Source organism: Streptomyces sp. NPDC001868, from assembly GCF_040297125.1.
Classification (GTDB): Bacteria; Actinomycetota; Actinomycetes; order Streptomycetales; family Streptomycetaceae; genus Streptomyces.
On sequence record NZ_JBEOYO010000020.1, the window covers coordinates 1 to 13,760 of the forward strand.

Sequence of the window (13,760 nt, forward strand, 5' to 3'; positions counted from 1 at the left end):
GAAGGCCGTACACGAGAACCTCGTGTACGGCCTTCCGCACTACCCGCAGGCGATCCGCCCGGCGATTCGTTTCCCTGCCTCCCTCGGGAGGCGGGGCTCAGCGGTCGACGATCCGGTCGAACTGCGTGGTGGTGTGCCGCAGATGGGCGACCAGTTCCTCGCCGACCTTCGGCTCCGGCGCGTCCGACGGCACGAAGAGGATCGACACCTGCATGTGCGGCGGCTCGGCGAACCAGCGCTGCTTGCCGCCCCAGACGAACGGAGAAAGGTTCCGGTTGACCGTGGCTAGGCCCGCCCGGGCGACGCCCTTGGCACGCGGCATGACGCCGTGCAGCGCCTTCGGCGCCTCCAGACCCACCCCGTGCGACGTACCGCCCGCCACGACCACCAGGAAGCCGTCGGAGGCCGCCTTCTGCTGCCGGTAGCCGAAGCGGTCGCCCTTGGCTACGCGGGTCACGTCCAGCACGGCACCGCGGTACTCGGTCGCCTCGTGGTCGCCCAGCCACAGTCGCGTGCCGATACGGGCCCGGAAGCGGGTCTGCGGGAACTGCTGCTGGAGGCGGATGAGGTCTTCGGACTTGAGGTGGCTGACGAACATGGTGTGCAGCGGCAGACGGGCCGCGCGCAGACGGTCCATCCAGCCGATGACCTCCTCGACGGCGTCCGAGCCGTCGGTGCGGTCCAGTGGCAGGTGGATGGCGAAGCCCTCCAGGCGCACATTCTCTATGGCCGCGTGGAGCTGGGGCAGTTCCTGCTCGCTCACCCCGTGCCGCTTCATCGAGGACATGACCTCGATGACGACACGGGCCCCCACGAGGCCGTACACGCCGTCGACCGACGACACGGAGCGGATGACGCGGTCGGGCAGGGGTACGGGCTCCTCAGCGCGCCGGTAGGGGGTCAGCACCAGCAGGTCGCCGCCGAACCAGTCCTTGATCCGGGCGGCCTCGTACGTGGTGCCGACTGCGAGGATGTCCGACCCGAGGCGCGTGGCCTCTTCCGCCAGCTTCTCGTGCCCGAAGCCGTAGCCGTTGCCCTTGCAGACGGGGACGAGTCCCGGGAACTGCTCCTGAACGTGCTTGTGGTGTGCCCGCCAGCGCGCGGTGTCGACGTACAGCGTGAGCGCCATGGACGGTCCCGGAACCTTTCTGGTGGCTGCGGTGTATCAGAGGTATGGAAGCAAAAACGGGGGCGTCAGCGGCGCGACATGTAGATGTCGAGCGCCTTGTGGAGCAGCTTGTTCAGCGGGAAGTCCCACTCACCGAGGTACTCGGCGGCCTGTCCGCCCGTGCCCACCTTGAACTGGATCAGGCCGAAGAGGTGATCCGTCTCGTCCAGCGAGTCGGAGATGCCACGCAGGTCGTAGACGGTCGCACCGAGGGCGTAGGCGTCGCGCAGCATGCGCCACTGCATCGCGTTCGAGGGCCGGACCTCACGACCGATGTTGTCCGATGCGCCGTACGAGTACCAGACGTGCCCACCGACGACCAGCATGGTCGCGGCGGACAGGTTCACGCCGTTGTGCCGGGCGAAGTAGAGCCGCATGCGGTTGGGGTCCTCGGTGTTGAGGGCCGTCCACATGCGCTGGAAGTACGACAGCGGGCGGGGCCGGAAGCGGTCGCGCACGGCCGTGATCTCGTACAGCCGCTGCCACTCCTCCAGGTCCTGGTAACCGCCCTGGACGACCTCGACGCCCGCCTTTTCGGCCTTCTTGATGTTGCGGCGCCACAGCTGGTTGAAGTTCTTGTGGACCTCTTCCAGGGACCGGTTGGCGAGCGGCACCTGGTAGACGTAGCGGGGCTGTACGTCACCGAAGCCGGCCCCGCCGTCCTCGCCCTGCTGCCAGCCCATACGGCGCAGTTTGTCGGCGACCTCGAAGGCGCGCGGTTCGATGAAGTCGGCCTCGATGTCGCGCAGACGCTTCACGTCCGGGTTCTGGATGCCCGCCTTGATGGAGGTGGCCTCCCAGCGACGGATGATCACCGGCGGGCCCATCTTCACCGAGAAGGCGCCCTGTTGCTTCAGATGGGCGAGCATCGGCTCCAGCCAGTCGGTGAGGTTCGGCGCGAACCAGTTGATGACCGGGCCCTCGGGCAGATAGGCGAGATAGCGCTTGATCTTGGGCAGTTGGCGGTACAGCACCAGGCCTGCGCCGACCATCTCGCCGTTCCTGTCGTCGAACCACCCGAGGCTCTCGGAGCGCCACTCGGCCTTGACATCGGCCCAGGCCGGGACCTGCATGTGGCTAGCCGAGGGCAGACTCTGGATGTATGCCAGATGCTGCTCACGGCTGATCGTCCTCAGGGTCAGGCTCATTCGGGGCGCTCCTCGGGCTGGTGTGTCCCCATGGGTACAGGGGCTCCGGCTCTCGCGCCGAAGCCTACTGCGCCCTGCGGGCGCCTCGAATGGCCGTATGGAACCTGGGGCCCGGCCGATACGCGGCCGGGACGTCAGGCGATGTTATTCGGCCGCTTGGTTCGATGTAAGGCAGCGGACAGCAACGAGCACGTCCGCCGACCACCCGGCCGGGGGTACGCAGTCAGCCGATGACCCCGCCGAAGAGGCCTCCATGGGCCATACCGAGGAAGAAACCGATCGCCGAGGCACCGATACCCACGATCAGGCCGAAGCGCTCACGGGTCGTCTCCGAGATGAACTGCCCGTACGCGCCGGTCAGAATGCCCACCAGCCCGGCCCAGGAACTGAGCAGGTGCAGATGGTGGAACATCGCCGTGATGAAGGAGAGCGCCCCGAGTACGAGCGTCACGGCCAGCAGAGTGTCCTGTACTGGGTGGGGCTTGTCGTCGGTGGCGAGCAGAGAGCCGGCGATGTTGGGTCGCAATGTCTGTGCCATGGGGCACCTCCTGCGGAAGGCGGCGCATCGTAGCGCCATACACACCCGATGTGTACAGATTGAGGGTCACCGCCCCCGGATTTCAACCGGAAGCAGGTGTGCGGGTAGTCTGTACCCTCTGCACCGGTGTCTGCCCAGGCCATGACAGGGAGCCCCCACGGGGAACCCGATTGTCAGTGGTGGCCGATACCGTTGCGTACGCATCACAACCCTCCTGCCACGGAACGACCGTGGCCGCTGAGTCCGAAGGAGGTGGGTTCCACATGCGTCACTACGAGGTGATGGTCATCCTCGACCCCGATCTGGAGGAGCGCGCTGTCGCCCCTCTGATCGAGAACTTCCTCTCCGTCGTCCGTGAGGGCAACGGAAAGGTCGAGAAGGTCGACACCTGGGGCCGTCGTCGTCTCTCGTACGAGATCAAGAAGAAGCCTGAGGGCATCTACTCGGTCATCGACCTGCAGGCCGAGCCTGCGGTCGTCAAGGAGCTCGACCGCCAGATGAACCTGAACGAGTCGGTCCTCCGGACCAAGGTCCTCCGCCCCGAGACCCACTGAGCTCTCCCGCTCAGTCGATCCCGGGTTCCGAGTAGCAGCACAAGCAGCCAGCAGCAAACCCGCCGAGAGGTACCCCCATGGCAGGCGAGACCGTCATCACGGTCGTCGGCAATCTTGTCGACGACCCCGAGCTGCGCTTCACCCCTTCCGGTGCGGCGGTCGCGAAGTTCCGTGTCGCGTCCACCCCCCGCACCTTCGACCGTCAGACCAACGAGTGGAAGGACGGCGAGAGCCTGTTCCTGACCTGCTCGGTCTGGCGTCAGGCGGCGGAGAACGTCGCCGAGTCGCTCCAGCGAGGCATGCGCGTCATCGTGCAGGGCCGGCTGAAGCAGCGGTCCTACGAGGACCGTGAGGGCGTCAAGCGCACGGTCTACGAGCTGGACGTCGAGGAAGTCGGCGCCAGCCTGCGCAGTGCCACGGCCAAGGTCACCAAGACCGCTGCGGGCAGCCGCGGTGGCCAGGGTGGTTACGGCGGCGGCGGTGGCGGTGGCGGCCAGGGTGGCGGCGGCTGGGGCGGAAGCCCCGGTGGCGGCCAGCAGGGCGGCGGCGCTCCCGCTGACGACCCGTGGGCCAGCGGCGCTCCCGCCGGTGGCAACCAGGGCGGTGGCGGCCAGGGTGGCGGCGGCTGGGGCGGAAGCTCCGGCGGCGGTGGCGGCTACTCGGACGAGCCCCCCTTCTAAAGACGTCTGAGACCGGATCACCGGTCTTCGAGGTCGAGGGCGGGGCCGTACCCCAAACTTCTTGATCACACAGGAGATACACCATGGCGAAGCCGCCTGTGCGCAAGCCGAAGAAGAAGGTCTGCGCTTTCTGCAAGGACAAGGTCACGTACGTGGACTACAAGGACACGAACATGCTGCGGAAGTTCATTTCCGACCGCGGCAAGATCCGTGCCCGCCGCGTGACCGGCAACTGCACGCAGCACCAGCGTGACGTCGCCACGGCCGTCAAGAACAGCCGTGAGATGGCGCTGCTGCCCTACACGTCCACCGCGCGCTAAGGAAAGGGTGACCGACCAATGAAGATCATCCTTACCCACGAGGTCTCCGGCCTCGGCGCTGCCGGCGACGTCGTCGACGTCAAGGACGGCTACGCTCGCAACTACCTGATCCCGCGGAAGTTCGCGATCCGCTGGACCAAGGGTGGCGAGAAGGACGTCGAGCAGATCCGTCGTGCTCGCAAGATCCACGAGATCCAGACCATCGAGCAGGCCAACCAGATCAAGGGCCAGCTCGAGGCCGTCAAGGTCCGTCTGGCTGTCCGCTCCGGCGACGCCGGTCGTCTCTTCGGTTCCGTCACCCCGGCCGACATCGCTTCCGCGATCAAGGCTTCCGGTGGCCCCGAGGTCGACAAGCGCCGCATCGAGCTGACTTCTCCGATCAAGACGCTGGGCGCCCACGAGACGTCCGTGCGTCTGCACCCCGAGGTTGCCGCCAAGGTCAACATCGAGGTCATCGCGGCCTAAGGTCGCGCTCGCTCAAGCGATGTGGGGCCGCACCCTGTGAAGGGTGCGGCCCCACATGCTTGCCGGGTCTTTTGCTGACCGGTGTCGACCGCTCAGGATGGCAGCGAAGCGAATGTTTCACGTGAAACACAGCGAACTGGGCGATGTTTCACGTGAAACGACACCGGGCTCAAGTCCTGTTCTCAGCGCGTCGCTCCGGTGACGATCCAGAGGCCGGAACGGGATCGCAGCCAGAGAGTCAGCATGCGTGTCGCCATCATCAACGTCATGGCGCCCCAGAGCGCGGTCAGACCACCACCGAAGGTGGGCACGAGCAGGGCGGCAGGGACGAAGACCGCCAAGGTCAGCAGCATGGCCCGCGCCAAGTAGGGGCCGTCTCCCGCGCCCATGAGTACGCCGTCGAGCACGAAGACGATCCCGGAGATCGGCTGGCCGAGCGCCACCACGATAAGAGCCGGGAGCGCGGCTTCCTGCACCGTCGGGTCGTCCGTGAAGAGCGGGATGAACACGGGGCGAGCGAGGAACACCAGCAGTCCGAGTACGGCACCTGTGGCGATCCCCCACTGCACCATCCGGCGGCAGGCCTCGCGGGCACCCCGGGCGTCACCCGCGCCGAGGTAGCGGCCGATGATGGCCTGTCCGGCGATGGCGATCGCGTCCAGGGCGAAGGCGAGCAGGCTCCAGAGCGAGAGGATGATCTGGTGCGCGGCGATGTCCTCGTCCCCGAGTCGCGCGGCGACCGCGGTGGCGATCATAAGAACGGCTCGCAGCGAGAGCGTACGAACCAGCAGAGGCGCCCCTGCCTGTGCCGAGGCGCGTATGCCGGCGGCGTCCGGCCGCAAGGGGGCGCCGTGTCTGCGCGCACCGCGGATCACGACCCAGAGGTATGCGCCAGCCATGCCGACCTGGGCGATGACCGTGCCCCAGGCGGAACCTGCGATGCCCAGGCCGGCACCGTAGACGAGGCCTGCGTTCAGGGCGCCGTTGGCGATGAAGCCCACCACAGCGACGTACAGAGGTGTCTTTGTGTCCTGGAGACCGCGCAGGACACCGGTGGCGGCGAGCACGACGAGCATGGCCGGGATACCGAGTGCCGAGATCCGTAGATAGGTCGTGGCATAGGGAGCCGCGGTGTCCGAGGAGCCGAAGAGAGCCACAAGGCCGGGTGCGGCGGGAATGACGACGGCGACGACGGCCGCGCCCAGCAGCAGGGCGAGCCAGATGCCGTCCATGCCTTGGCGGATGGCAGCCCGCAGATCCCCGGCCCCGACGCGTCGGGCGACGGCGGCCGTGGTGGCGTAGGCCAGGAAGACGAACACGCTCACCGCGGTGACGAGGAGGGCCGAGGCGACACCGAGGCCGGCCAGTTGTGCGGTCCCGAGGTGGCCGACGACGGCGGTGTCGACCATCAGAAAAAGAGGCTCGGCGACCAGCGCGCCGAAGGCCGGGACGGCCAGCGTGATGATCTCGCGATCGTGCCGGCGCCGAGTGGCCCTGGGGGTCGCGGAAGCCTGTGTCATGACCACCAATCTAATCTTCCACAGGTAATAGATGCAAGCAGTCAATGACTATTACATCCCGCTCAGTGGAGTGCGTTCTCGTGCACTGACTGTGATGATCTTGATCCGGTCGGGGAAGTTTTTCTTCTGCACAGCCGGTGGACGGTAAAGATGCAGGTCAGGATAGGTTCCTCGGAAAGGGCGAGGTCTTGTTCACAGGCCTGTCCACTGGGTCGTGCACAGGTTTTGTGGGGTTCTCCACAGCATCTGGGCCGTCGTCCACATGGCCTGTGGATAACCAGATTGGCTGACGGTGCCCGCGGGCCTACGGTGGTGCGGCGCCCGCTCCCTCGGCAGATCGCGAAAACCTCGCAAAACCGACGCGCCAGAACCGGAGTTGGGCCTCTTATTTGTCAGTGTCGTGCCGTAGAAATGAGAAGCACGGCGAGGTCCGCTCGGCGGACGGGAGGAGGCCGCTCGGTGAGCATTTCCGAGCCCTTGGACGACCCGTGGGCCGACAGCGGACCCAGTGATCGTCTGCCCTCTTCCCGCCGGCGTCCCGACAGCGGCGGGAGCCGGGGCGAGCGGCATGACCGAGGCCGGGACGACGGGGAGTGGGACGGGGGAGGTTCGGCCTTCGAGCGTGTCCCACCGCAGGACCTCGACGCCGAGCAGTCCGTCCTCGGCGGCATGCTGCTGTCGAAGGACGCCATCGCCGACGTGGTCGAGATCCTCAAGGGCCCCGACTTCTACAAGCCGGCGCACGAGACCATCTACCAGGCGATTCTCGACATCTACGCCAAGGGAGAGCCCGCCGACCCCATCACCATCGCCGCCGAGCTCACCAAGCGCGGCGAGATCACCAAGGTCGGCGGCGCCTCCTATCTGCACACCCTCGTCCAGACGGTGCCGACGGCGGCGAACGCCGAGTACTACGCGGAGATCGTCCATGAGCGCGCCGTCCTGCGCCGCCTGGTCGAGGCCGGCACCCGCATCACCCAGATGGGATACGCGGCCGACGACGACGTCGACGAGATCGTCAACAGAGCCCAGGCCGAGATCTTCGCGGTCACCGAGCAGCGCACCACCGAGGACTATCTGCCCCTCGGCGACATCATGGAGGGCGCGCTCGACGAGATCGAGGCGATCGGCTCGCGGTCGGGGGAGATGACCGGTGTACCGACCGGCTTCACCGACCTCGACCAGCTCACCAACGGCCTCCATCCCGGCCAGATGATCATCATCGCGGCCCGTCCCGCCATGGGTAAGTCGACCCTGGCCCTGGACTTCGCGCGCGCTTGTTCGATCAAGCACAACATGCCGAGCGTGATCTTCTCGCTCGAAATGGGCCGCAACGAGATCGCGATGCGTCTGCTGTCCGCCGAGGCACGCGTGGCCCTGCACCACATGAGGTCCGGCACGATGACGGACGAGGACTGGACACGGCTGGCCCGCCGGATGCCGGACGTGTCGGCCGCGCCGCTCTACATCGACGACTCCCCGAACCTGTCGATGATGGAGATCCGCGCCAAGTGCCGGCGCCTGAAGCAGCGCAACGACCTGAAGCTCGTCATCATCGACTATCTCCAGCTCATGCAGTCCGGCGGCAAGCGGTCCGAGAGCCGTCAGCAGGAAGTCTCGGACATGTCGCGAAACCTGAAGCTGCTGGCCAAGGAGCTGGAGCTGCCGGTGATCGCGCTGTCTCAGCTCAACCGTGGTCCCGAGCAGCGTACGGACAAGAAGCCCATGGTCTCCGACCTGCGTGAGTCGGGTTCGATCGAGCAGGACGCGGACATGGTGATCCTGCTGCACCGCGAGGACGCGTACGAGAAGGAGTCGCCCCGCGCGGGCGAGGCCGACATCATCGTGGGCAAGCACCGTAACGGTCCGACGGCGACGATCACGGTCGCCTTCCAGGGCCACTACTCGCGGTTCGTGGACATGGCACAGACCTGACCCGGCGAAATGCGCTCGACGCGCGGAGCCGGGCCCGATGGACTGGGCGCATGACAACACCTCAGGAAGAGCTGCTTCCCGCCACGCGCCGGGCTCTGCTGCACCGTATCGCCGTCGCTCAGACCGAGGGACGGGCGCCGTCTCTGGTCGCGGCGGTGGTCCGGGGCGGGGAGACGGTGTGGAACGGGGCGCGGACCTCGGTGGTGGGCCACGGGCCGGACGCGAACGTGCAGTACCGGATCGGCTCGATCACCAAGACCTTCACCGCCGTTCTGGTCCTGCGCCTGCGTGACGAGGGCGTGCTGGACCTGGGCGACCCGCTGGAGAAGCATCTGCCGGGTACCGGCGCGGGGGAGGCGACCATCGCCGAACTGCTCGCGCACACGGGCGGGCTGGCGGCCGAGTCGCCGTCGCCCTGGTGGGAGCGCACCCCGGGTTCCCTGCGTCCGGAGCTGGCCGATGTGCTCGGCGAGCAGCCCCACCGCCATCCCGTCGGCCGCCGCTTCCACTACTCCAACCCCGGCTTCACTCTCCTCGGCGCGCTCGTCGAACAGCTGCGGGGCGCTCCCTGGGAGGACGTCCTGCGGCGCGAGGTGCTCGAACCGCTCGGGCTGCGCCGCACCACATGGCACCCGGAGGCACCGCACGCCGGCGGCTGGGCCGTGCACCCCTGGGCGGACGTGATGCTGCCGGAGCAGGTCGAGGACCTGGGCCGGATGGGTCCCGCCGGTCAACTCTGGTCAACGGCAGCCGACTTGGCGCGCTTCGCGGTCTTCCTGGCCAAGGGGGACGACCAGGTGCTGAGCGCGGAGTCCGTCCTGGAGATGCGGACGCCGGCCGCGCCGGGGGAGGCCGCCGATGTGGCGGCCGGTTCGGCGTACGGGCTCGGCATGCAACTGCAGCATCGGGACGGCCGGTTCCTCGTCGGTCACAGCGGTTCGGTTCCCGGCTTCCTCGCCCAGCTCACCATCAGCGTCGAGGACGATGTGGCGGCCGTCGTGCTGACCAACTGCACCTCGGGCCCGGTGGTGTCGGAGGTGGCCGCCGACCTCGTACGCATCGTGGCGGAGGCCGAACCGCAGATCCCCGAGCCGTGGCGGCCGCTGCCCGAGGTGGACCGCTCGGTCCTGGAGCTGGCCGGCCCTTGGTACTGGGGGACGTACAGCTTCGCGCTGCGGCTGCTCGCCGACGGTGGTCTGTCACTGGAGCCGCTCTCCGCCACGCTGCGCGGCGCTCGGTTCCGGCTCAACGGCGACGGGAGTTGGACCGGGCTCAACGGTTACTTCGCCGGAGAGCTTCTACGGGCGGTACGAAGGCCCGACGGGACCGTGAGCCATCTGGACCTCGGGTCCTTCGTGTTCACGCGTCAGCCGTACGACGAGGGGGCTCCGGTGCCGGGTGGTGTGGATCCGGAGGGATGGCGCGGTATCTCGTAGACACGGTTCGGGCAACGGTGGGGTTCTGGCTCGCGATGTTTCACGTGAAACAGGACCCCACGGACGTTCTGGGATCGCCTCAGAGCGGCAGCTTGAAGCCCACATGGGTGGCCTCGAAGCCGAGCCGCTCGTAGAAACGGTGGGCGTCGGTGCGCGTGACGTCGGACGTCAGCTGGACCAACTGGCAGCCCTGGTGCCGTGATGAGTCGACCGCCCACTCGATGAGCCGCGAACCGAGACCGCTGCCACGCTCATCGGCATGCACACGCACGCCTTCGATGATCGAGCGGGTGGAGCCGCGCCTGGACAGACCGGGGATGATCGTCAGCTGGAGTGTGCCGACGACACGGCCACCGCGGACTGCGACCACCACGTGCTGGTTGGGGTCGCCGCTGAGGCGCTCCAGCGCGGTGAAGTAGGGGGTCAGATCGTCCGGCGACTCGCGCTGGGCGCCCAAGGGATCGTCGGCCAGCATCGCGACGATCTCCGGGACGTCGTCCTTGGTCGCGGGGCGAATTTCAAGATCTCCCATGCCCGCACCCTACGCGGGCGCGTTCAGTGACTCCACGACGCGGACCAGAGGGGTCAGTTCGGGGTTCTTGGCCGCCTCGTCCAGGGCCTCGCGCAGGGCGGCGTCATTGGTGGGGCGTGCCGCCGCGAGGAGTTCCAGGCCGGCTTCGGAGACATCGGTGTAGATGCCCCGACGGTCGGTCGGACACAGATAGCGCGCGAGCAGACCGCGGTCCTCGAGTCGGGTGACCAGCCGGGTGGTGGCGCTCTGGCTGAGGACGACCGCGTCGGCGACCTGTTTCATCTGGAGGTGCCCGCCCTCGCCGTCGTGCTGGCGGCTCAGCACGTCGAGCAACGAGTACTCGCGCACGCTCAGGCCGTGCCCGGACTGCAGCGCGCGCTCGATGTGGGCCTCGATCCGCCCGTGCAACAAGGAGAGAGCGCACCAGCCCTGGGCGAGAGCGGTGAGCGCGGGATCCGTCGCTGTCATCGGTGTTCCTCCGTCCCGGAGCTGCTCGCCCCAGGATAGGCCACCCGCGCAATTGCCCGCCATCACAGATATAGCGCGCCTGCAATTATTGTGTACGCTTTCAAAGCGCACCTGCAATCTTCTGGAAGGGCTACGTCCTCATGCCTCTCGCGCTTCTGGCTCTCGCGATCGGGGCCTTCGGCATCGGCACGACAGAGTTCGTGATCATGGGAGTGCTGCCCGAGGTCGCGGGCGACTTCGATGTCTCCATCCCCACCGCTGGGTTCCTGGTGACCGGCTACGCGCTCGGCGTCGTGTTCGGAGCGCCGATCATGACCGCGCTGGGCACGAAGGTTTCCCGCAAACGGATGCTCATGCTGCTGATGGGGCTGTTCATCGCGGGCAACCTGCTCTCCGCACTCGCCCCCGCCTACTCGGTCATGCTGCTCGGCCGTGTGGTCGCCTCGCTCGCGCACGGCGCCTTCTTCGGCATCGGTTCGGTGGTCGCGGCCGACCTCGTCGCCCCGGACCGGAAGGCCGGCGCCATCGCGATGATGTTCAGCGGTCTGACCGTCGCGAACGTCGTCGGTGTGCCGCTGGGTACCCTGATCGGGCAGTCCGTCGGCTGGCGGGTCACGTTCGCCGCCGTCGCCGCTCTGGGTGTCGTCGGGCTGCTGGGCATCGCCCGGCTCGTCCCCGAGATGCCCAGGCCGGAGGACGTCCGCCTCCGCCACGAGCTGGCCGCCTTCAAGAACGTCCAGGTTCTGCTGGCCATGACGATGACGGTGCTGGGTTTCGGCGGTGTCTTCGCGGCCATCACCTACATCGCTCCGATGATGACGCACGTCGCCGGCTTCGCCGACTCCTCCGTCACCTGGCTCCTCGTCCTCTTCGGCCTCGGCATGGTCGGCGGCAACCTCGTGGGCGGCAAGTACGCCGACCGCGCACTGATGCCCCTGCTGTACGTCTCACTGGGTGCCCTGGCCGTCGTCCTTGCGCTGTTCTCGTTCACCGCCCACGACAAGATCGCCGCGGCCGTGACCATCACGCTGGTCGGTGCCCTGGGCTTCGCGACCGTGCCGCCGCTGCAGAAGAGGGTCCTCGACCAGGCGCACGGCGCACCCACACTGGCCTCGGCCGTGAACATCGGTGCCTTCAACCTCGGCAACGCCCTCTCCGCATGGCTAGGCGGCCTCGTCATCGACGCGGGACTCGGCTACACCGCACCCAGCTGGGTCGGAGCCTCCCTCGCCCTGGGCGCACTCGTGCTGGCGCTCATCGCGGCGACGCTGGAGCGCAGGGGGAGCGTCGCCGCCGGCACTGTCGCCGAGAGCGCCGGAGCGACCGTACGGCGGACAGTGGTCCGACGCTGAAGGCCGGGGCGAACGGCCTGCCCCGGTGCCTCAGCCCGCTGCCACGGTCAGCGGGGCGTACCGACGGGTCCAGTCACCCGGCAGCTCGGAGAGCCCGTACGCCATCACGGAGTTGAAGGCGATCGACGCCAGGCCGTGGTCCTTCACCCACGTCAGCAGTTCCTCATGGCGTACGTCGATGTCGGTGCGCAGCGGGCGGTCGGTGTGGGCGGCCACGGAAGCGATGAGGGCCTGCGCGGTCTGTGTGTCACGGGCGATCAGCGGGCCCACGACATGGTCGTCCATGTTGGGCCAGGCGGCGGTGTACCCGATGATCCGGCCGTTCTCCTCGGCGACGCGCAGCTGATCGGCGAAAGCGGGGAGCCGGGTGAGGATGTGGGTGCGGTCCGTGCCGAAGACCTTTTCGTCGAGCCGGATGATCGTGATGAGGTCCTCGGCCGTGGCCGGGCGTGTGGAGACCGCGGGATCGGGCACCCCTGGCGTGAAGTGTCCGCGCACCATCTCGGCCCGTCCGACGACCTTGAAGCCCAACTCCTCGTAGAGCGGACGTCCGTAAGGGGTCGCGTGCAGGGTCAGCGGAGTCGTGCCCATCTCGGAGACGACATGGCGCATCAGACGGCGTCCGACGCCCTGGCGGGCGTGCCGCTCGGCGACCAGAACCATGCCGATCGCCCCCAGATCCGGGCGGCCCGCCGGGCCGTACTCGGTCACCACGCAGGCGGTGACAAGGCCGCCCTCGGGGTCATCGACGCCGTATCCGGTACCGGCTGCGAGTAGTAGCCCCCACTTGTGTTCCTCTCGGGGCCAGCCCCGGTCCTCGGACAGATCGGCGCAGGCGGTGAGGTCGCGAGGCGTCAGACGGCGGATGGGCAGAGCGGCGGGGGAAGGTGTCGGCACGCGGGTCAGGCTGTCCGACCCGAGCCCCTGGCGTCCACCGGTTTGCGGTCGGACGTGCGCCCTTTTGGCCATCCCGAGCACAACCGCACAGCGCGCGGACAGATGTTTCACGTGAAACATCCGCCTCTAGACAGACGCGTGCAGGGATGGTTGGCCTCGGCGGCCCCTGATCCGACCGGCCGACCCGACCGGCCAGCCCGTGCGCCAATTGCCTCGCATGCGGCGACGCACTCTCGGACGCGGAACTCTTCGGTGCTGTGCCGATCTCGGGCACTGTGAATGCCGACCGGTATCCGGTGGGTCGGTTACTCGCTCGCGCATCGGGCAGGATCTGTGGAATGCCTATGAATTGACGTGACGTGCCCGGTAATTGAAGGAATTAATGATTCGCCCCCATTGAATTACCGGTACGGCAAGGGGGGACTTGTGTGTGGCGTCCCTGCCGGTAGGGTCGAGTCCGGTTCGTGTCCGAAGCGAGATGCAGTCGTCTCATGGCGGGGGCACGAACGCAGCTCAATGCAGCCTAACCGGACAGGGAGATCAAGGACCTGCGTTTACCGTTACGAGGTGGGGGCGTTCGTGCGCTGTGGAACGCTGTGGTGAGTGCTGCGGCTCACGTCACAGTCTCACCTACTTGTCCGTACGGAGCGGGAACCCGGGTTGAATGTGGCCGCATTGGTCGACGGGGAACGAACGGGGAAAAGCAAGGCCGTCCGCGGGGGAAAGCGTGCGACTTCCGGCTGGGGG

Annotated in this window: 14 protein-coding genes; 7 read left to right on the plus strand and 7 right to left on the minus strand. The window is 67.7% G+C overall.

All coding sequences use genetic code 11. The annotated features are described in order from the left end of the window. Positions 1–97 precede the first annotated feature (97 nt). From ABT147_RS23285 to ABT147_RS23295, 3 genes are all read right to left on the minus strand, one after another. Positions 98–1,129, minus strand: coding sequence for an alanine racemase (locus tag ABT147_RS23285; protein ID WP_351409161.1), 1,032 nt, complete (start codon positions 1,127–1,129; stop codon positions 98–100). Positions 1,130–1,194: 65 nt separating this feature from the next. Continuing rightward, on the minus strand, positions 1,195–2,316 hold the full coding sequence (femX, locus tag ABT147_RS23290; RefSeq protein WP_351409164.1) for a peptidoglycan bridge formation glycyltransferase FemX: 1,122 nt from the start codon (positions 2,314–2,316) through the stop codon (positions 1,195–1,197). Positions 2,317–2,539: 223 nt separating this feature from the next. Then, on the minus strand, positions 2,540–2,854 hold the full coding sequence (locus ABT147_RS23295; protein WP_351409166.1) for a hypothetical protein: 315 nt from the start codon (positions 2,852–2,854) through the stop codon (positions 2,540–2,542). A gap of 263 nt (positions 2,855–3,117) precedes the next feature. On the opposite strand from ABT147_RS23295, the gene rpsF reads away from it, so the two are divergent. The 4 genes from rpsF (at position 3,118) to rplI (ending at position 4,873) form a co-directional block, all read left to right on the plus strand. Next, a complete protein-coding gene (gene rpsF, locus ABT147_RS23300) occupies positions 3,118–3,408 on the plus strand; it encodes a 30S ribosomal protein S6 (protein WP_005482942.1) in 291 nt (96 codons plus the stop codon). A gap of 77 nt (positions 3,409–3,485) precedes the next feature. Further along, entirely contained in the window at positions 3,486–4,088 is a 603-nt protein-coding gene (locus tag ABT147_RS23305; protein ID WP_351409168.1) for a single-stranded DNA-binding protein, read from the plus strand. Positions 4,089–4,171: 83 nt separating this feature from the next. Then, entirely contained in the window at positions 4,172–4,408 is a 237-nt protein-coding gene (gene rpsR / locus ABT147_RS23310; protein ID WP_003949403.1) for a 30S ribosomal protein S18, read from the plus strand. An 18-nt stretch (positions 4,409–4,426) separates the two neighbouring features. Next, complete coding sequence (gene rplI, locus ABT147_RS23315) at positions 4,427–4,873, plus strand: 50S ribosomal protein L9 (RefSeq protein WP_351409170.1); 447 nt, start codon at positions 4,427–4,429, stop codon at positions 4,871–4,873. 182 nt (positions 4,874–5,055) lie between these two features. Here rplI and ABT147_RS23320 read toward each other — a convergent pair whose 3' ends face one another. Beyond that, complete coding sequence (locus ABT147_RS23320) at positions 5,056–6,408, minus strand: MATE family efflux transporter (protein WP_351409410.1); 1,353 nt, start codon at positions 6,406–6,408, stop codon at positions 5,056–5,058. Positions 6,409–6,852: 444 nt separating this feature from the next. Here ABT147_RS23320 and dnaB point away from each other — a divergent pair, with 444 nt between their 5' ends. Then, positions 6,853–8,328 (plus strand): replicative DNA helicase, encoded by a 1,476-nt coding sequence (gene dnaB / locus ABT147_RS23325; protein WP_351409172.1) that lies wholly within the window; start codon positions 6,853–6,855, stop codon positions 8,326–8,328. 50 nt (positions 8,329–8,378) lie between these two features. After that, on the plus strand, positions 8,379–9,764 hold the full coding sequence (locus tag ABT147_RS23330; RefSeq protein ID WP_351409174.1) for a serine hydrolase domain-containing protein: 1,386 nt from the start codon (positions 8,379–8,381) through the stop codon (positions 9,762–9,764). Positions 9,765–9,843: 79 nt separating this feature from the next. Here ABT147_RS23330 and ABT147_RS23335 read toward each other — a convergent pair whose 3' ends face one another. Both ABT147_RS23335 and ABT147_RS23340 read right to left on the minus strand, forming a co-directional pair. Next, positions 9,844–10,296, minus strand: coding sequence for a GNAT family N-acetyltransferase (locus tag ABT147_RS23335; RefSeq protein ID WP_351409176.1), 453 nt, complete (start codon positions 10,294–10,296; stop codon positions 9,844–9,846). A gap of 9 nt (positions 10,297–10,305) precedes the next feature. Further along, positions 10,306–10,764 carry a MarR family winged helix-turn-helix transcriptional regulator gene (locus ABT147_RS23340; RefSeq protein WP_351409178.1) on the minus strand — a complete coding sequence of 153 codons (459 nt, stop codon included), beginning with the start codon at positions 10,762–10,764 and terminating at the stop codon, positions 10,306–10,308. A gap of 140 nt (positions 10,765–10,904) precedes the next feature. Here ABT147_RS23340 and ABT147_RS23345 point away from each other — a divergent pair, with 140 nt between their 5' ends. Next, positions 10,905–12,116, plus strand: coding sequence for an MFS transporter (locus tag ABT147_RS23345; RefSeq protein ID WP_351409180.1), 1,212 nt, complete (start codon positions 10,905–10,907; stop codon positions 12,114–12,116). A gap of 30 nt (positions 12,117–12,146) precedes the next feature. Here ABT147_RS23345 and ABT147_RS23350 read toward each other — a convergent pair whose 3' ends face one another. Continuing rightward, on the minus strand, positions 12,147–13,013 hold the full coding sequence (locus ABT147_RS23350) for a GNAT family N-acetyltransferase (RefSeq protein WP_351409182.1): 867 nt from the start codon (positions 13,011–13,013) through the stop codon (positions 12,147–12,149). Positions 13,014–13,760: the final 747 nt, after the last annotated feature.